This window comes from Variovorax sp. Varisp46, from assembly GCF_059491885.1.
Map to the genome: position 1 here is coordinate 5,935,296 of NZ_CP168515.1, position 16,075 is coordinate 5,951,370.

At 65.7% G+C, this 16,075-nt stretch carries 19 protein-coding genes; 13 read left to right on the forward strand and 6 right to left on the reverse strand.

What is annotated here, in order from left to right; all coding sequences use genetic code 11:
• Positions 1-15: 15 nt before the first annotated feature.
• The 4 genes from ACEN9N_RS27965 to ACEN9N_RS27980 all read left to right on the forward strand — a co-directional run bounded on the left by ACEN9N_RS27965 (position 16) and on the right by ACEN9N_RS27980 (position 2,473).
• A complete protein-coding gene (locus tag ACEN9N_RS27965) occupies positions 16-564 on the forward strand; it encodes a Dps family protein (protein WP_007831109.1) in 549 nt (182 codons plus the stop codon).
• A 58-nt stretch (positions 565-622) separates the two neighbouring features.
• Positions 623-1,444, forward strand: a complete 822-nt coding sequence (locus ACEN9N_RS27970) for an alpha/beta fold hydrolase (RefSeq protein WP_495655016.1) — start codon at positions 623-625, stop codon at positions 1,442-1,444.
• Between the two features lie 82 nt (positions 1,445-1,526).
• Positions 1,527-1,844, forward strand: coding sequence for a GNAT family N-acetyltransferase (locus ACEN9N_RS27975; RefSeq protein ID WP_007831113.1), 318 nt, complete (start codon positions 1,527-1,529; stop codon positions 1,842-1,844).
• Positions 1,845-1,858: 14 nt separating this feature from the next.
• Entirely contained in the window at positions 1,859-2,473 is a 615-nt protein-coding gene (locus ACEN9N_RS27980; RefSeq protein ID WP_495655017.1) for an antibiotic biosynthesis monooxygenase, read from the forward strand.
• Here ACEN9N_RS27980 and ACEN9N_RS27985 read toward each other — a convergent pair.
• From ACEN9N_RS27985 to ACEN9N_RS27995, 3 genes are all read right to left on the reverse strand, one after another.
• On the reverse strand, positions 2,464-3,174 hold the full coding sequence (locus ACEN9N_RS27985; protein WP_007831116.1) for a DUF1275 family protein: 711 nt from the start codon (positions 3,172-3,174) through the stop codon (positions 2,464-2,466). The two genes, ACEN9N_RS27980 and ACEN9N_RS27985, sit on opposite strands and share 10 nt — an antisense overlap.
• 118 nt (positions 3,175-3,292) lie before the next feature.
• Positions 3,293-4,240 carry a helix-turn-helix domain-containing protein gene (locus ACEN9N_RS27990; protein ID WP_007831117.1) on the reverse strand — a complete coding sequence of 316 codons (948 nt, stop codon included), beginning with the start codon at positions 4,238-4,240 and terminating at the stop codon, positions 3,293-3,295.
• Positions 4,241-4,474: 234 nt separating this feature from the next.
• Complete coding sequence (locus tag ACEN9N_RS27995; protein ID WP_495655018.1) at positions 4,475-5,857, reverse strand: MFS transporter; 1,383 nt, start codon at positions 5,855-5,857, stop codon at positions 4,475-4,477.
• Positions 5,858-6,175: 318 nt separating this feature from the next.
• Here ACEN9N_RS27995 and ACEN9N_RS28000 point away from each other — a divergent pair, with 318 nt between their 5' ends.
• The 3 genes from ACEN9N_RS28000 to ACEN9N_RS28010 are packed head-to-tail and all read left to right on the forward strand — an operon-like array spanning position 6,176 to position 8,373.
• Entirely contained in the window at positions 6,176-7,159 is a 984-nt protein-coding gene (locus ACEN9N_RS28000) for an amidohydrolase family protein (protein ID WP_495655019.1), read from the forward strand.
• Between the two features lie 25 nt (positions 7,160-7,184).
• On the forward strand, positions 7,185-8,054 hold the full coding sequence (locus ACEN9N_RS28005) for an intradiol ring-cleavage dioxygenase (RefSeq protein ID WP_495655020.1): 870 nt from the start codon (positions 7,185-7,187) through the stop codon (positions 8,052-8,054).
• Between the two features lie 4 nt (positions 8,055-8,058).
• Positions 8,059-8,373 (forward strand): Dabb family protein, encoded by a 315-nt coding sequence (locus tag ACEN9N_RS28010; RefSeq protein ID WP_413313601.1) that lies wholly within the window; start codon positions 8,059-8,061, stop codon positions 8,371-8,373.
• On the opposite strand, the gene ACEN9N_RS28015 is transcribed toward ACEN9N_RS28010, so the two are convergent.
• Positions 8,349-9,299: a LysR family transcriptional regulator gene (locus tag ACEN9N_RS28015; RefSeq protein WP_007831123.1), complete on the reverse strand. Its 951-nt coding sequence runs from the start codon at positions 9,297-9,299 to the stop codon at positions 8,349-8,351. The genes ACEN9N_RS28010 and ACEN9N_RS28015 overlap by 25 nt on opposite strands.
• A gap of 7 nt (positions 9,300-9,306) precedes the next feature.
• Positions 9,307-9,690, reverse strand: a complete 384-nt coding sequence (locus ACEN9N_RS28020) for a MarR family winged helix-turn-helix transcriptional regulator (RefSeq protein WP_007831124.1) — start codon at positions 9,688-9,690, stop codon at positions 9,307-9,309.
• Between the two features lie 286 nt (positions 9,691-9,976).
• On the opposite strand from ACEN9N_RS28020, the gene ACEN9N_RS28025 reads away from it, so the two are divergent.
• On the forward strand, positions 9,977-11,242 hold the full coding sequence (locus ACEN9N_RS28025) for an acyl-CoA dehydrogenase family protein (protein ID WP_007831126.1): 1,266 nt from the start codon (positions 9,977-9,979) through the stop codon (positions 11,240-11,242).
• 14 nt (positions 11,243-11,256) lie between these two features.
• The gene (locus ACEN9N_RS28030) at positions 11,257-11,802 is read left to right on the forward strand and encodes a flavin reductase family protein (protein WP_007831128.1); all 546 of its coding nucleotides are present in this window, start codon (positions 11,257-11,259) and stop codon (positions 11,800-11,802) included.
• A gap of 16 nt (positions 11,803-11,818) precedes the next feature.
• Here the strand turns inward: ACEN9N_RS28030 and ACEN9N_RS28035 are convergent, their stop codons facing one another.
• Positions 11,819-12,601 (reverse strand): IclR family transcriptional regulator, encoded by a 783-nt coding sequence (locus ACEN9N_RS28035; RefSeq protein ID WP_413332748.1) that lies wholly within the window; start codon positions 12,599-12,601, stop codon positions 11,819-11,821.
• A gap of 108 nt (positions 12,602-12,709) precedes the next feature.
• On the opposite strand from ACEN9N_RS28035, the gene ACEN9N_RS28040 reads away from it, so the two are divergent.
• Genes ACEN9N_RS28040 through ACEN9N_RS28055 form a run of 4 tightly spaced genes read left to right on the forward strand, consistent with a single transcriptional unit; the run spans position 12,710 to position 16,052 of the window.
• Positions 12,710-13,720, forward strand: a complete 1,011-nt coding sequence (locus tag ACEN9N_RS28040) for a TRAP transporter substrate-binding protein (protein ID WP_495655021.1) — start codon at positions 12,710-12,712, stop codon at positions 13,718-13,720.
• A gap of 26 nt (positions 13,721-13,746) precedes the next feature.
• The gene (locus ACEN9N_RS28045) at positions 13,747-14,193 is read left to right on the forward strand and encodes a type II 3-dehydroquinate dehydratase (RefSeq protein WP_056512998.1); all 447 of its coding nucleotides are present in this window, start codon (positions 13,747-13,749) and stop codon (positions 14,191-14,193) included.
• A gap of 15 nt (positions 14,194-14,208) precedes the next feature.
• Positions 14,209-14,775, forward strand: coding sequence for a TRAP transporter small permease (locus tag ACEN9N_RS28050; protein WP_495655022.1), 567 nt, complete (start codon positions 14,209-14,211; stop codon positions 14,773-14,775).
• The gene (locus ACEN9N_RS28055; RefSeq protein ID WP_495655023.1) at positions 14,772-16,052 is read left to right on the forward strand and encodes a TRAP transporter large permease; all 1,281 of its coding nucleotides are present in this window, start codon (positions 14,772-14,774) and stop codon (positions 16,050-16,052) included. The genes ACEN9N_RS28050 and ACEN9N_RS28055 overlap by 4 nt, the downstream gene beginning before the upstream one ends.
• Positions 16,053-16,075 lie beyond the last annotated feature (23 nt).

The following is a 16,075-nucleotide window of genomic DNA, read 5'->3' on the forward strand; positions in this document are numbered from 1 at the left end:
GTACCAAGGAAAAACATGGCTACTTCAAAATCCACCAAGGCCGCCAAGGCCCTGGCCAGCAGCACCAAGGCGCGCCGCGTCGCGTCGCTGCACACCCCGAGCGACCTGGGCGCCGACGCCACGCGCGACATTTCCGCGGCGCTCAATGTGCTGCTGGCCGACGTGTTCGCGCTGTACTTCAAGACGAAGAACTTCCACTGGCACATGTCGGGCCCCTCGTTCCGCGACTACCACCTGCTGCTGGACGAGCAGGCCGACCAGATCTTCGCCACGGTCGACCCCATTGCCGAGCGCGTGCGCAAGGTGGGCGGCACCACGCTGCGCTCCACCGGCCACGCCGCGCGGCTGCAGCGCCTGTCGGACAACGACGCCGACTTCGTGACCCCCATCGGCATGCTGGCCGAGCTGCGCGAGGACAACCAGCGCCTGGCCGGCTTCATGCGCGGCACGCACGCAGTGTGCGACGAGTACGGCGACGTGGCCACGGCCAGCGTGCTGGAGAACTGGATCGACGAGGCCGAGCAGCGCACGTGGTTCCTGTTCGAGTCCGTGCGCCAAGGCTGAGCGCACCCGCCTTCCTGCATCTTTTTTTCCCCTTCACACCATTCCGAAAAGGAAGACCATGACCACACTCACCCTGCGCGACGGCACCGAGCTCTACTACAAGGACTGGGGCTCGGGCCAGCCCATCCTGTTCAGCCACGGCTGGCCGCTGAGCGCCGACATGTGGGACGCGCAGATGCTGTTCTTCGCGGAGCGCGGCTACCGCACGATCGCGTTCGACCGCCGCGGCTTCGGCCGTTCGAGCCAGCCCTGGACCGGCTACGACTACGACACCTTCGCCGACGACATCGCCGAGCTGATCGAGAAACTCGACCTGAAGGACGTGATCCTCGCGGGCTTTTCCATGGGCGGCGGCGACGTCACGCGCTACATCGCGCGCAAGGGCAGCTCACGCGTCGCCAAGCTCGCGCTCATCAGCGCCGTGACGCCGCTGTTCATGAAGACGGCCGACCATCCCGGCGGGCCCGATGCGTCGCTGTTCGCCAGCATCCGCGCCGGCCTGGCTGCCGATCGGCCGCAGTTCCTGGACGACTTCAGCACGCTGTTCTACGGCACCAACCGCCCGGGCGCCAAGGTGTCCCAGGGCGTGTTCAAGCAGACGCTGCAGATCGCGCTGCAGGCCTCCATCAAGGCCACCATCGACTGCGTGACGGCCTTCTCCGAAACCGATTTCCGCCCCGACATGGCGAAGATCGACGTGCCCATGCTCGTGATCCACGGCGACGACGACCAGGTCGTGCCCATCGAGGCCACGGGCAAGCTGGCGGCCGAGATGATCAAGGGCAGCCAGTTCAAGGCGTACGCCGGCGCGCCGCATGCCACCTGCAACACGCACGCCGACCAGGTGAATGCCGACCTGCTGGCTTTCATCAAGGGCTGATGCTGCCGCCGCCCCGGCAGGGCGCCTGTAGCGACCTGCCGGGACGGTGCTTCATGCGCGCCCGGCACATCAAGAATTTCTCATGACCACTTCTCCTTCTTCCATCCAGGTCCGCGACAACCCCGCAAAGCACCGCTTCGAATACGCGGCTCAGGGTGAGCGTGCCGTCGCAATCTATTCGCTCGAAGGCAACGTCATCACTTTCATCCACACGCTGGTGCCCGAAGCCCTGCAAGGCCAGGGCATCGCGAAGCAGCTGGTGCTGGCCGGCCTCGCTTCGGCGCGTGAGCGCGGGCTGCGCGTGGTGCCGCAGTGCCCCGTGTTCAACGCCTACATGCGGTCTCACCCCGAGACGCACGACCTGCTGGCCGACGAAGGCCGCAAGCTGCTCGGCCTCTGAGAAAGGCACCGCGCATGACCGCCGACGACCGCCAACCCGGGTTGCGCACCGCCACGCTGGACGAGATTGCCGGGCGCGTGCTGCCGGGTGCCGAAACCGTCACCGCCGTCATCCAGCAGACGGTGAAGCGCGAGTCCGTGGCCGCCTACGAGCAATGGCTGAAGAAGGTGGTGCCCATCGCCTCGCGCTTTCCCGGGCACCGCGGCGTCAACATCATCCACCCGGCCGGCGGCGGCCTGCAGTACACCATCGCCATCCGCTTCGATTCGCTCGCGCATGCGCAGGACTGGTTTGCCTCCGTCGCGCGCCGCCAGCTGGTGGAAGAGGTGGCGCCGTTCCTCGACGCCGACGAGAAGGTGGAAACGCGCAGCGGGCTCGAGTTCTGGTTCCATCCGCCCGCAGGGCAGCCGCTGGCCAAGCGCTACAAGCAGTTCCTGTTGACGCTGTCGGTGATCTATCCGCTGACCATGCTGGTGCCGGCGGTGCTGCACCGTCTGCTGGCCTCGGTGCCCGTGCTGTCCGACTACTGGCTGGCGCACTTGTTGGCCGCGGCGACCATCGTCGGGCTGATGGTGTACCTCGTCATGCCGAGGTACACGCGCCTGATGGCGCGCTGGCTCTACAGGTGAGGCGCAGCTGACGCCGGCGCAGGATCGCCTTCGTGCGTACTGCGCTGGAGCATCACGGCGCAGGCTGCCAGCACGGGCGGCACGGCAAAGCACCATACGTTCCACTGCAGGTAGATGAGCGCCGCCGCCGCGCAGCCGGCGGCGAACCAGACCACCGCGGCCGACATGCGCCGCATGCGCGCGCGGGCGGCGGCCGCTTCTTCGGGCGCCTGCTTGCCGCGCATCAGGTCGGCGAGATCGACCATGACCTGCGTCGTCGTGCCGGTCATCAGCGTGGTCGGCGGTGCGCTGCCCAGGTGGATGCGGTGCACCGCGTTCTGGATCGCCATGGCCGACACCAGCACCAGGCCCGTGAGCATCGCGCTTGCGCTGTCGCCATCGGCGAAGGGGCCGAAGCGGATGGCCAGGATGGCGCCCGCCAGCAGCAGCGCGGCCTTGAGCACCAGCATCGTGCGCAGCACCGGCAGGCCGAAGCCGGGAAGGCCATAGCTCAACAACCGTGCGAGCACGACCACGATGCAGAACACCGGCAGCGCAAGCAGCTTGGTGATCGTGCCCGAGGTGCCATGCACCAGCGCCGCGCCGATGGTGACGAAGTTGCCGGTGACGTGCGCGGTGAACAGGCCATGCAGCGCCAGGAAGCCGGCGGTGTCGACGAAGCCGCCGTTGAGGCTCATGAGCTGCGGCAGGGAGGGTTTCATGGTGGTTCCTTCGATGGGGATCCCATGGTGCGCGCAGCGGCGCGCGCCGTCTTGCAGGGTTGGACGCGGCTTTGCATATTCGGACGCATTCCGTATCGGCGTCCGCATTCGGATCCTTTCACATGCCGATTCGGATCTCTCTGCGCCAGGCGCCTGGCGGCTTGCCGGTGTACTGGGAAAAGACGCGTGTGAAGTGGCTCTGGTCCGCAAAGCCGCAGGCCGTCGCAATCTCCACCAGCGGTCGTTCGAAGTCCATCAGCAGCGCTTGCGCACGTTCGATCCGCTGCGCGATCAGCCATTGGTGCGGCGTCTGTCCGGTGGTCTCGCGGAAGGCGTGGATGAAATAGCTGCGCGACAGGTTGCAGGCGTCGGCGATCTCGGCAATCGAGATGCCGCCATTCATCTTGCTGCGCAGCATCTCCTTGACCCGCGCCTCGTGCGAACGCGAAAGCAGCCGGTTCGTCCGGGGCCCGGTTGCCGTGGCTCCGCGGCCGTAGTTGTCGACCAGGTAGCTCGTCATCGCGACGCCGATCTGGTCGATGAACAGCTGGCTGACCTCGGCAGGGCGTTCCAGCGCAGGGGTCAGCGCGCTCGCGAGGTGGGCGAGCACGTCGTCCCTGGCGCCCGCAACATCGACGAGGCCGCCGACGCGAGGCCCCTGCTTTTCGTCGATGGCGCGTTCCAGGGCCGGATGCGAGATCTCGAGCAGCACGAAGTCGAAGCCGCTTTGCATGTCCGCGCGGTAGCGGTCGCAAAAATCACGGACATAGATCGAGCCCTTGCCGAAGTCATGGCACGACGCATGGTGCTCATGGAGGATTCGCCTGCGGTGGCCGTCGCGCAACGAGATGCCGAGCAGCACCCCGCGCGCGCTTGCAGCTGTTTCCACGTAGTGGAGTTCATTGGCGTTCACGGTCTTGCGGTAGATCCGCAAGCCGTTGGCCGACAGTGCCTGGTCTTTCTGGAGATGACCGACCGTGCATCCCAGCATGTCTTTTGGCGTGGGCCCTGCCGCCGGCTGGGGGAGGCCACTTCGTGCCTCGAGGAGACCGCTTTCAGCGCGCATGGATGGAAGAGAGCGGAGATTGAATTAGCCGAGTATCCGATCGGCGACGCTGCGGCCGATCACATATGGGAATTTTGCACACTTTCCTGGTGAAGTTTCGTTCGGAATCGAGCGAGAACGCGAATTTTCAGGTAATGCACCGGCGGCGCCCGTTTTTGGACAATGACCGTACGATGAAAAAAGCGGCCTTGTCAGGCCGCCCGGAAGAGGTGCAGGAGCAGATCGCCTTGTCGCTCACGAGCCGGCCAATTGCTTGCCGTCGTTCCCCGGCTCGGTTCGCGGCCGGCCGGCATCGACCATCTGCGCAGACGCAGACGCAGACCGGCCGTGATTGATCAGAAGAACCGCAACCATGCCGATCACGGCCGGAATCGCGATCGCCATGAAGTTCTGCTGCAGCGGCAGGTTCATGCCCACGAGCACGCCGATCAGGATGGGAGCCAGGATCGCGCCGCTGCGCCCGATTCCCAGTGCCCACCCGAGACCCGTGGCGCGCACTGCCATCGGATAGAACTGGCCGGTGTATGCGTTGGCCACGATCTGCGTGCCGATGGTCGACGCACCGGCCAGGCCGATGAGGACGAACAGCACCGGCGTCGGCATCTTGTAGCCAAGCAGCGTGAGCGAAATCGCGGCCAGCGCATACATGCCTGCCAGCACGTACTTGATGTGGAAGCGGTCCGCGAGCCAGCCGCCGCCGATTGCACCGACCATCGCGCCCGCGTTGAGCACCAGCACGAACGTCAATGCCGAGCCGAGGCTGTAGCCCGCACCGGCCATGAGTTTCGTCAGCCATGAACTCAGCGCGAACACCATGAAAAGGCACATGAAGAATGCGAGCCAGAACATGACGGTGCTGAAGCCGCGGCCCTCCTGGAAGAGATGCCTGATCGGTGCGCCGGCAGCCCGGTCGGCGGGCGGCACGACGAAGCGGTCGGTTGCCAGCGGCTTGTAGCCCGGGTCGAGCCTGGAGGCGATCTTCTTCAGCTCTTCGGTTCGTCCCCGGGCCAGCAGGAACGGCATCGATTCCGGCATGTACTTCAGGATGAAGGGGATCAGAACCAGCGGCATGCCCGCCGCGAAGAACACCGACTGCCAGCCGTAGGTTTCGATCAGGCCCTTGCCGAGCAGCGCGGCGATGATCCCGCCGACCGCATAGCCGCTGAACATCAGCGTGACGAGGGTCGCGCGCATCTTCTTCGGCGAGTATTCGGTCATCTGCGCAACGACGTTCGGCATGACCCCGCCGATGCCCAGCCCCGCGAGGAAGCGGACCACGCCGAAGGTGACGGGGTCCCTGGCGAACCCGGCTGCCGCGGTGAACACGCTGAACAGGCCCACGCAGATGACGATGGCCCATCGACGGCCGATCCTGTCGGCGATGGTGCCGAGAAAGATGGCGCCGAACATCATGCCGAAGAGTGCTGAACTGACCATGAAGCCGGCGTTGGTGGGCTGGACGCCCATGTTCGCCATGATCGAAGGCAGCGCGATGCCGACCACGGAGAGGTCGTAGCCATCGAACACGATGATCAGGGCGCACCAGAACAGCACGAGCCCGTGGAAGCGGTTGAAGCGGGTTTCGTCGGCCAGCTTGTGAAGGTCGATCTGACGCATGACTCGTGTCTCCGAGTTGATGGAAAAAGGGGTGCGTCAGCGCCTTGTCGGCGGGCGAACGTTGACGGCGTTCGCATGGTGGATTGCGGGTGCGCGAAGGTCCAACGCATTTTCAGGATGTTCTCTATGAAGCCTGGAAATGTTGGGGCGGGTCTACCCACAAGCTGCCCTTCATGCGAAATCCAGATGTGCGCCATCACCGAATTTCGTTCGACGCTGCAGCGAGGCTTTCGTAAATTGACCTGCAAGGCAAGCGCCGCTGTTGGCGCTGCCGCGAATCAACAGCTGCGGACCGTGCCCGCAAAAAAGGAAACAGCCATGCAAGGAAAGATCGGCCTCGAGGAACACTTTGCGCTTCCCGAGACGCTGCAGGACTCGGCCGGCTTCGTGCCTGGGGATTACTGGAAGGAACTCAGCAGCCGTCTCATCGACATCCATGAAGGGCGCTTGCGCCAGATGGACGAAAACGGCATGGAGATGATGATTCTTTCGCTCAACGCGCCCGCCGTGCAGGCGGTTCCCGATCCGGTCAAGGCCCATGAACTCTCTGTCCGCGCCAACGATTTCCTGGCGGAGCAGGTCGCGAAGCGGCCCGACCGCTTCCAGGCATTCGCCGCCTTGCCGATGCAGGACCCCGACAAGGCGACCGAGGAGCTCGAGCGCTGCATGACCGTGCTCGGTTTCCGTGGCGCGCTGGTCAACGGGTTCTCGCAGGTCGGCACGGCCGACAACGCCGTCTACTACGACGCGCCGCAGTACGCGTCCTTCTGGGCCGCGGCGGAGCGGCTCGATGCGCCGTTCTATCTGCATCCGCGCAACCCGCTCGCGAGCTGGGCCCAGATCTACGAAGGCCACCCGTGGCTGCTCGGGCCCACGTGGGCCTTTGCACAGGAAACCGCCGTCCATGCCCTGCGCCTCATGGCCAGCGGCCTCTTCGACCGGCATCCCGGCCTGAAGATCATCCTTGGCCATCTCGGCGAAGGCCTCCCATACAACATGTGGCGGGTCGACCACCGCAATGCCTGGGTCAAGGCGCCCAAAGGCTATCCCGCCAAGCGCAAGCTTTGCGAGTACTTCCACGAGAACTTCTATCTCACGACGTCCGGCAACTTCCGCACCCAGACGCTGATCGACGCGATGCTGGAAGTCGGTTCGGACCGGATCCTGTTCTCGACCGACTGGCCCTTCGAGAACGTGGACCACGCATCGAACTGGTTCGACGGTACGAGCATCAGCGAAGCCGACCAGCTGAAGATCGGCCGCACGAACGCACTGTCGCTGTTCAAGCTGAAGCAATCCTGAGGTGCCGGCGCGGCGAGAAGACCAGATGATCGACATCGACGAATGGACCATCACCGGCGCAACGCTGAAGGCGCAGGGCGGAACAGCCAGCGCGCGCCTGAAGACGGTGATGGACAGCCTTGTGCGCCATCTGCACGATTTCGCGCGAGAGGTGCAGCTCACCGAAGCCGAATGGTCCCGCGGCATCGACTTCCTCACGCGCGTCGGCAGGATCACCGATGACAAGCGCCAGGAGTTCATCCTGCTGTCGGATGTGCTCGGGCTTTCGACGCTCGTTACCGCGCAGTGCAACCGGCGTCCGACGGGCTGCACGGAGGCGACCGTCTTCGGTCCCTTCTATGTCCCCGACGCACCGAAGTACCAGAACGGCGACGACATCTCCAACGGCGCGCACGGCATGCCCTGCTTCGTCCGGGGCAGCGTGCGGGGCATCCAGGGCGAGCGCATCGCCGATGCGCGGATCGACGTCTGGCAGTCCGACGACGAAGGCTTCTACGACGTCCAGCGCCCCGAACTGAGCAGTGCCCAGGGCCGTGGCCAGCTGAGCACGCGCGAGGACGGCCGCTTCGATTTCAGGTCCATCCTGGCCGTGCCGTATCCCATCCCCCACGACGGCCCCGTGGGGCAGCTGCTGGAGCAACTCGGCCGCCATCCCTGGCGTCCTGCCCACCTGCACTTCATGATCCAGGCGCCGGGGTACGAGACGCTCATCACCCACGTGTTCCGCTCGGGCGGCACGTACCTGGATTCCGATGCCGTGTTCGGCGTGCGCTCCTCGCTCATCGCCGACTGGAAGCGCCATGAGCCCGGCGTCGCGCCGGACGGAACGCGCATGGACGAACCCTTCTACACGCTCGACCACGACTTCGTGCTGAACAAGGCGCCACGGGATTGAAGGCATGGAAATCAAGCACATCGTCATGTGGCGCGTCGCCGGAGCCTCGGCCGCGGAACGAAGCGCGAACTGCATCGCGGTGCGCGATGCATTCGAAGGGCTGCGCGGCCGCATCCCGGGGCTCCTGGAGCTGGAAGTCGGAATCGATGTGAGCCGCATCGACTACGCCTGCGACGTGGTGCTCTGCACGCGCTTTCGCGATGCGCGCAGCCTCGAAGACTATGCGACCCATCCCGAGCACCTTCGCGTGAAGCGCGAACTCGGCAGCATCCGCACCGAGCGCCATCAGGTCGACTACGCCTGCTTGCCGGCGCCCTGATGCCGCTGCGAGCGCTCATGGAACAGGCCGAATATCAGCTCGCGCAGCCAGCGGTTGCCGCTGTCCTGGTGAAATCGCTCGTGCCACTGCTGCCGGATCTCGAAGGGCACGACCTCGAACGGCGCATTGACGATGTGCAGGTCAGTGCGCGACGCCACCATCGCCTGGGCGAGGCGCGCCGGTGCCGTCAGCAGCAGTCCCGACGAGGCGACGATCGAAGACAGGCCCAGTGAATGGGCGGCCGTCAGCACCACGCGCCGCCGATCGAGCGCGCCGGCTCGTTCCAGTGTCTGCTGCAATTGAAAGTCGGTCGTTCCATGGGGGCGGTACGCGATGTGTTCGGCCGCAAGATACTCGTCGAGACCAATGCTGTCGCGCCCGCCCAGGGGCGAGGCCCTGGACGTGAGCACGACGAATGTCTCGTCGAACAGCCGCTGCTGGTAGAACGACGGCCCTATAGGCTCCCAGCTGCCCAGGGCGATGTCGATCTGCCCGTGGAGCATGCGCTGGCGCGCCTCGGCAATGGGCACATCGACGGTCTCGAATCGCACCCCTGGCGCTATGCCGCGCGCGACCAGGAGCAGCTCCGACATCATGACCAGCTGCCCGATGTCGTTGACGGCAATTCGAAACGTGCGCCCGGATGTCTGCGCCTCGAAGGTCCTGCCCTGGTCGACCGCCTGCATCAGGCAGGCGAGGCCTTCCTCGATCGGGGTGATGAGCCGCTCGGCGACCGGCGTCGGGACCATGCCGTCGGTCGAGCGCACGAACAGCGCGTCGTTGAAGCGCTCGCGCAGGCGCTTCAGGGCATTGCTCATCGCCGACTGGGTCATGCCGAGGCGCTCGCCCGCCAGCGTGACGCTGCGCGTGGCGTAGATCGCCTGGAACGCCAGGAAGAGGTTCAGGTCGATGGTGTTGATGTTCACCGCGGCATCACTCGTTGTCGAGCACTTCCAGGTTGTCGTAGACCATGCGAAGCATGTCCCTCAGCGACTCGGCCTGCGCGAAGCTCAGCCCTGACAACGACACCCGCTCGTAGAGCTGCGCCAGCGGAATGATCCGCAGCGCGAGGTCGCGCCCCGCGTCGGTCAGGCTCAGGGCAAGCGCGCGGGCGTCTTCGTCCGACCGGTCGCGCACCAGGATGCCGCGCTGCAGCAGCCCGTCGACCACCCGCGAAAGCGTGGAGGGCTCCGTCGAGGTGTGCAGCGCCAGGTCGGACAGCCGCTGATGCGCCGCGTGGTGCAGTGCGACGCACACCCGCCACTCGGTCAGCGAGAGGTTGAACTGCTTGAGCTCCCTGCTGAACGATTGCCCCATCCTTGTTCCTGCGCGCGCAAGCAGGTAGGGGATTGCGCGCTCCAGGTCGTGCTGGGGCAATTTATCTGTAGATGCATTCAATTCACGCGCCAATTCCGCCGACGGACCGGGCCGCTCGGAGGAAGGAAGCGAGGAGGGTTTTCTCTTTGCCATGGCCGATCTTACAAACAATCATCGGTGCCTTCATAGCGTTAATACCTAGGCTTATTTGATTGCATTTGCAAATGTTTTCTTCTCCAATCAAGGCTCCAACCCCGAGATTCATCCGACCCTTCCTGGAGACCCCATGACAGATGCCGCGAACCCGTTTGCCCAACTCAATCACGTCGACCTCCCGGCCCCCGGCAGAAAATCGCCCGTGAAAGACGCGCCTCCGATCGAATCGATAGTTGCATCCGCAAGCGAATTGGTGCCGCTGCTTCGTTCCCGAGCGCAGCGCACCGAGCAGGATCGACGCGTTTCCGACGAAACCACGCGTGCCTTCCACGATGCGGGCTTCTTCAAGCTGATGCAGCCGGCGCGCTATGGCGGCTTCGAGTACGGATTCACCGCCTTCATCGATGTGGTGAGCGAACTGGCGCGGGGCTGCACCTCGTCGGCGTGGGGCTGCTCGCTGGGAGCCATCCACCAGTGGCTCGTCGCGACCTTTCCCGAGGAGGCACAGGACGACGTGTGGCGCAAGGACCCCGGCGCGATCGTCTGCGGTTCGTACGCGCCCGCGACGATGGCCGAGAAGGTCGACGGCGGCTACCTCGTGCAAGGCAAGTGGCTCTTCGCGTCCAACGTGGACAACTCTCAGTGGGCCTTGCTGGGCGTGCAGTTCCCGCCCGAGGAAAAAGGCGCGCCGCCGACTGCGGGCTTCCTGCTCGCCCCTCGGTCGGACTGGTCGATCGAGGACAACTGGCACGTCGCTGGCCAGGCGGGCACGGGCTCGAAGGCGGTCGTCATCGACAAGCCCGCCTTCATCCCCGGGCATCGCAAGCTCACGTTCGCCGAGGCCTCCTCGAACTGCCCGCCCGGCGCCAGCGTCAATGCGAATCCGATCTACCGCATTCCCTTTCTCTCGGCGGTGCCGGTCTGCCTCGTGTCGCCCATCCTCGGCACCGCTCAGGGCGCGGTCGACGAGCTGATCGAGCTGGCCGGCTCGCGCGTCACCCGCGGCGCGGTGGCCGGCGCAGGCAGCAGGCTGAGCGAGTTCTTCCCTGTGCAGTCCCGCCTGGCCGAGGCGTCGGCAAGCGTCGATGCGGCGCGGCTGCTGCTCTACCGCGACACCGCGCAGGTGGAGCAGATGGCGCTCGACGGCCATGTCATCAGCGTCGAGCAGCGCATCCGCAATCGCCGCGACCATGCCTTCGCCGCGCGCCTGTCGCGCGATGCCGTCGAGGCGGTTTTCGCCAGCGTGGGAGGCGCGGGCCTGTCGCTGAACCAGCCGATCCAGCGGATGTGGCGCGACGCCAATGCCATCTCGCGCCACATCAGCCTCAACTGGGACGCGGTCTCCTCCATGGTGGGGCAATACCTGCTCGGCCTCGAGCCGAAGGGCCAGTACTGATCGAGGCGCCGGCCATGTACTCCTGGGCTCTGATCACGGGCGACGCCGCCGAAACGGCCGATGCCCGCCAACTCCGGCAGGCGCTCGGCGCCTTTCCCACGGGGGTGTGCCTCGTGACGACCACCACGCCGGACGGCAAGCGCGAGGGGATGACGATCAACTCCTTCTCGTCGGTGTCGCTGGACCCGCCGCTGATCCTGTGGAGCATCCGCGACGACACGCGCAGCGCCGACGCGTTTCTTGCGGCGCGCTCCTTCAACCTCAGCGTCCTGGCTGCCGAGCAGCGCGACCTGGCCTGGCATTTCGCCAAGCCTGCGGCGGACAAGTTCGAGCGCTTCGGCGAAGCCTTCGCCCTTGCATCCAACGGATGCGCGCGATTGACGCGCAGCGTCGCGACATTCGAATGCTCGACGTATTCGCGCCACCAGGAGGGGGACCACACGATCATCCTCGGTCGCGTGGATCGCTTCTCGCGCACCGACACGCCGCCCTTGCTCTTTCATTCGGGGCAGATGGGCTCGCTGTGGGAGCTTGCGGAAACGCTGGCGAGGCCGCAGTAGCGTTGCGTGTGTCCGGTCAGGCCCTTCGCTTGAACAGCGCGGAGGCCCCGCTGGCCAGCGCCACGTCCTCGGCCGACGCCAGCAGCACCGGTCCGAGCTCGAGCATCCGTTCTTCCGTGAGCCGCACCAGCGGCCCGGCGATGGTGATCACGCCGATCACCGCGCCGTTGCCGCTGCGCACCGGTGCGGCCATGGCCGTCATCGCCGGTGCGAACACCTCGCTGATCATCGCGAAGCCGCGCTTGCGTGCCGCGCGCAGGTATGCGAGCAATGCCTTCACGGTGGTCGGCGCCTTCGGGCCATAGTCCTCGGGCTTGCCGAAGCCCCGCTTTGCCACGAGCTGCAGCGCTTGCTCGTCCGTCATCGTCGAAAGCCAGGCGTGGCCCGCGGAGCTGCACGAGAGGTTCACCGACAGGCCCATGTCGGGGTCGTAGCGCAGGCCGCGCGTCGCGCCCTGGGCCTTGGCGACGAAGGTGAGTTCCTCGCCGTCGACAACGGCCAGCCGCACCAGTTCGCCAGACTCGGCCGCGAGCCGGTCGAGCAGCGGTTGCGCCACGTCGACGATGCCGCTGTTGCTCAGGAAGCTCAGGCCCAGCGATACCAGCTTGATCGTAAGAAAGTAGTCGCCGTGGCTCTGGTCCTGGCGCACGTAGCCGCAGCGCACCAGCTCGGCCAGCAGGCGATGGGTGGCGCTCAGCGGCATTTCCAGCTCGGCCGAGAGGGTGGACAACGCCCGGCCTTCGGGGTGGCCGGCCAGGTGTTCGAGGACCTTGAAGCTGCGTTCGAGTATGGCTGTCATGGCGGCACTCTAGCGTTTTTGCCAAGCGTTTTCACTAGTGGAAATACTTTCCACATTCCGCCTAAGATCGCGCCGCACTGCACCTTCGCACCGCTGGAGACATACATCTTGAGAACCCTTCATCGCTCGCTGGCCGCCGTCGGCCTGACCCTCGCGCTGGCCGTTCCCGCGCTCGCGCAGGGCGTGCAGGACCGTGTGATCCGCTTCGGCCACCTCAACAACGCCGACCATCCCGTGAGCTTCGGCGTGAAGCGTTTCGCCGAACTGCTCGCAGCCAAGAGCGGCGGCAGGATGAAGGTGCAGGAGTTTCCCGCTTCTCAGCTGGGCAACGAGATGCAGCAGCAGTCGGCGCTGCAGGGCGGTGTGCAGCAGATGTCGGCGCCGGCCACCACTTCGCTGGCGGGCATCGTCAAGGAGTTCGGCCTCATCGACTTTCCGTTCGCGGTGGGCAGCTTCGCGCAGGCCGATGCGCTGCTCGACGGTCCGCTGGGGCAGGCGCTGATCGCGAAGCTGCCGGAGAAGGGCCTCGTGGCGCTGGGCTACTGGGACCTGGGCTTTCGCAACGTCACCAACAGCAAGCGCCCGATCACCAAGCCCGAAGACCTGGAAGGCCTGAAGATCCGCGTGATTCCGAACCCCGTGTTCCTCGAGACCTTCAAGGCCTTCAAGGCGAACCCTGTGCCGATGCCCTTCGCCGAGCTGTACGGCGCGCTCGAGGCGAAGGCGGTCGACGGCCAGGAGAACCCGTACTCGGTAATTCTGTCGAACAAGTTCTACGAGGTGCAGAAGTACGTGAGCGCCACGAACCACGTGTACGCGGCCAACATCGTGCTGGTCAGCAAGAAGTTCTGGGACTCGCTGAGCCCCGCCGAGCAGAAGATGATGCACGAGGCCGCCGACGAAACGCGCGGCTACCAGCGCCAGGTGAGCCGCGCCGCCGCGCAGCGCGCCGTGGGCGACCTGCAGGCCAAGGGCGCGCAGTTCAACGAACTCGCACCCGCCGAACAGGCGCGCATGCGGCAGGTCGCCAGGCCCGTCACCGAGCGCTTTGCCGCGAGCTACGACCCCGCCATCGTCAAGCTCTACACCGACGAGCTTGCGCGCATCCGCAAGCAGTAAGCAAGACTCCGACCGAAGGCGCCTCCATGAAGATCCTCGTGCTGCACGGGCCGAACCTCAACCTGTTCGGCCGCCGCGAACCCCATATCTACGGCAAGACCACGCTGGCCGAAATCAACGCGCAGCTGCAGCAGCTCGCCAACGAACTCGGCGTGGCGCTGGACATCATCCAGTCGAACCACGAAGGCGAGCTGGTCGACTTCCTGCACACGCATATCGATGACGCCCAGGGCGCGCTGGTCAACCCGGCCGGCCTCACGCAGCACGGCGTGCCGCTGCACGACGCGATCAAGGCCATGCCGTTCCCGATCATCGAGGTGCACATGTCCAACATCGCCGCGCGCGAAGCATGGCGCGCGCATTCGATCATCTCGCCGGCCGTGAAGGGCACGGTCCAGGGGCTGGGTCCGCACTCGTACCTGGCTGCGCTGCGCGCGCTGGTCGAGATGCAGAAGCAGCCCGCGTCGGCCTGAGTGGGAAGCACACCCATGAATCGATGGATCGACCGATGCTGCGCCGGCATCGAAGCCGTGATCGCGGCCGCGCTCGCGGTCATGGTCGTGCTGGTCTTCGGCAACGTGGTGCTGCGCTACGGCTTCAACTCGGGCATCACGGTGTCCGAAGAGGTCTCGCGCTGGCTCTTCATCTGGATGACTTTTCTCGGCGCGGTCGTCGCGCTGAAGGAGCACGGCCACCTGGGCGTCGACATGGTGGTGCAGAAGCTGCCGCCCATCGGCAAGAAGATCTGCCTCGCGGTGGGACATGCGGTGATGCTCTACATCGTGTGGCTGCTGTTCCAGGGCAGCGTGGTGCAGGCGCGCATCAACTGGGACGTGACGGCGCCGGTCACCGGCGCATCGATGGCGGTGGTGTACCTGTCGGGCGTGGTGTTTTCGGTGCTGGCTGCATTCATCCTCGCGCTCGATCTGCTGCGCCTGCTCACCGGGCGCATTGCCGAAAGCGATCTCGTGATGGTGCAGGAGTCCGAAGAAGCGGTGCAGCTGCAGCAGATCCTCGGTTCGCAAGGCGATGCACAACAGGGGCCGCGCAAATGACCATCTTCGTCTTCGTCGGCTCACTGCTCCTCGCCATGGCGATGGGCATTCCCATTGCGTTCTCCCTGTTGGCCAGCGGCGTTGCGCTGATGTGGCATCTCGACCTGTTCGACGCGCAGATCCTTGCGCAGAACGTGATCGGCGGCGCAGACAGCTTTCCGCTGCTGGCCGTACCCTTCTTCATGCTGGCCGGCGAGATCATGAACGTAGGCGGCCTCTCCAAGCGCATCGTCGACTTCGCGCTCGCGGTGGTTGGCCACGTGAAGGGCGGCCTGGGCTACGTGACCATCATGGCTGGCTGCCTGCTCTCCGCGCTTTCAGGCTCCGCTGTGGCCGACGCGGCCGCGCTCACCGCGCTGCTGCTGCCCATGATGGTCAAGGCGGGCCACGACAAGGCGCGCGCGGGCGGGCTCATCGCGGCAACCGGCGTCATCGGGCCCGTGATACCGCCGAGCATCGGGCTCGTGATCTTCGGCGTGGCCGCCAACGTGTCGATCTCCAAGCTGTTCCTTGCGGCCATCGTGCCGGGGCTCCTGATCGGCGGTGCGCTGTGGATCACCTGGGCATGGCTGGTGCGCCGCGAGAAGATCGTGCCGCCGCCGCGCAAGTCGGGCGCCGAGATATTCACCGCGTTCCGCAAGGCGCTGTGGGCGCTGATGCTGCCGGTGATCATCCTCGTGGGCCTGCGCATGGGCGTGTTCACGCCCACCGAGGCGGCCGTGGTGGCCGCCGCCTACGCGCTCTTCGTGTCGATCGTGGTCTACCGCGAGCTGAGCTGGAAAGACCTCTACGCGGTGTTCGTGGGCGCGGCCAAGACCAGTGCCATCGTGATGTTCCTGATCGCCGCGGCCATGGTGAGCGCATGGCTCATCACCGTGGCCGACCTGCCGTCGAAGGTGGTCGGCCTGCTGCAGCCCTTCATGGGCAACCAGATCCTGCTGATGTTCGCGATCATGGTGCTCGTGATGGTCGTGGGCACCGCGATGGACATGACACCGACCATCCTGATTCTCACGCCCGTGCTGATGCCCATCGTGAAGGCCGCAGACATCGACCCCGTGTACTTCGGCGTGCTCTTCATCATCAACAACTCGATCGGGCTGGTGACACCGCCGGTGGGCACGGTGCTCAACGTGGTGGCCGGCGTCGGGAAGATATCGATGGACGACGTCACGCGCGGCGTGGTGCCTTTCATGATTGCCGAGTTCGCCGTCATGTTCCTGATGGTGCTGTTCCCGTGGCTGGTGACGGGGCCGGCCAGGCTGTTCCACGGATAGACAACTACAAGGAGATATTCACC

Bases quoted from the DNA above. Each gene is read 5' to 3' on its own strand.
- ACEN9N_RS27965 (WP_007831109.1), top strand. From the start codon at position 16: ATGGCTACTTCAAAATCCACCAAGGCCGCCAAGGCCCTGGCCAGCAGC.
- ACEN9N_RS27970 (WP_495655016.1), top strand. From the start codon at position 623: ATGACCACACTCACCCTGCGCGACGGCACCGAGCTCTACTACAAGGAC.
- ACEN9N_RS27975 (WP_007831113.1), top strand. From the start codon at position 1,527: ATGACCACTTCTCCTTCTTCCATCCAGGTCCGCGACAACCCCGCAAAG.
- ACEN9N_RS27980 (WP_495655017.1), top strand. From the start codon at position 1,859: ATGACCGCCGACGACCGCCAACCCGGGTTGCGCACCGCCACGCTGGAC.
- ACEN9N_RS27985 (WP_007831116.1), bottom strand. From the start codon at position 3,174: ATGAAACCCTCCCTGCCGCAGCTCATGAGCCTCAACGGCGGCTTCGTC.
- ACEN9N_RS27990 (WP_007831117.1), bottom strand. From the start codon at position 4,240: ATGCGCGCTGAAAGCGGTCTCCTCGAGGCACGAAGTGGCCTCCCCCAG.
- ACEN9N_RS27995 (WP_495655018.1), bottom strand. From the start codon at position 5,857: ATGCGTCAGATCGACCTTCACAAGCTGGCCGACGAAACCCGCTTCAAC.
- ACEN9N_RS28000 (WP_495655019.1), top strand. From the start codon at position 6,176: ATGCAAGGAAAGATCGGCCTCGAGGAACACTTTGCGCTTCCCGAGACG.
- ACEN9N_RS28005 (WP_495655020.1), top strand. From the start codon at position 7,185: ATGATCGACATCGACGAATGGACCATCACCGGCGCAACGCTGAAGGCG.
- ACEN9N_RS28010 (WP_413313601.1), top strand. From the start codon at position 8,059: ATGGAAATCAAGCACATCGTCATGTGGCGCGTCGCCGGAGCCTCGGCC.
- ACEN9N_RS28020 (WP_007831124.1), bottom strand. From the start codon at position 9,690: ATGGGGCAATCGTTCAGCAGGGAGCTCAAGCAGTTCAACCTCTCGCTG.
- ACEN9N_RS28025 (WP_007831126.1), top strand. From the start codon at position 9,977: ATGACAGATGCCGCGAACCCGTTTGCCCAACTCAATCACGTCGACCTC.
- ACEN9N_RS28030 (WP_007831128.1), top strand. From the start codon at position 11,257: ATGTACTCCTGGGCTCTGATCACGGGCGACGCCGCCGAAACGGCCGAT.
- ACEN9N_RS28035 (WP_413332748.1), bottom strand. From the start codon at position 12,601: ATGACAGCCATACTCGAACGCAGCTTCAAGGTCCTCGAACACCTGGCC.
- ACEN9N_RS28045 (WP_056512998.1), top strand. From the start codon at position 13,747: ATGAAGATCCTCGTGCTGCACGGGCCGAACCTCAACCTGTTCGGCCGC.
- ACEN9N_RS28050 (WP_495655022.1), top strand. From the start codon at position 14,209: ATGAATCGATGGATCGACCGATGCTGCGCCGGCATCGAAGCCGTGATC.
- ACEN9N_RS28055 (WP_495655023.1), top strand. From the start codon at position 14,772: ATGACCATCTTCGTCTTCGTCGGCTCACTGCTCCTCGCCATGGCGATG.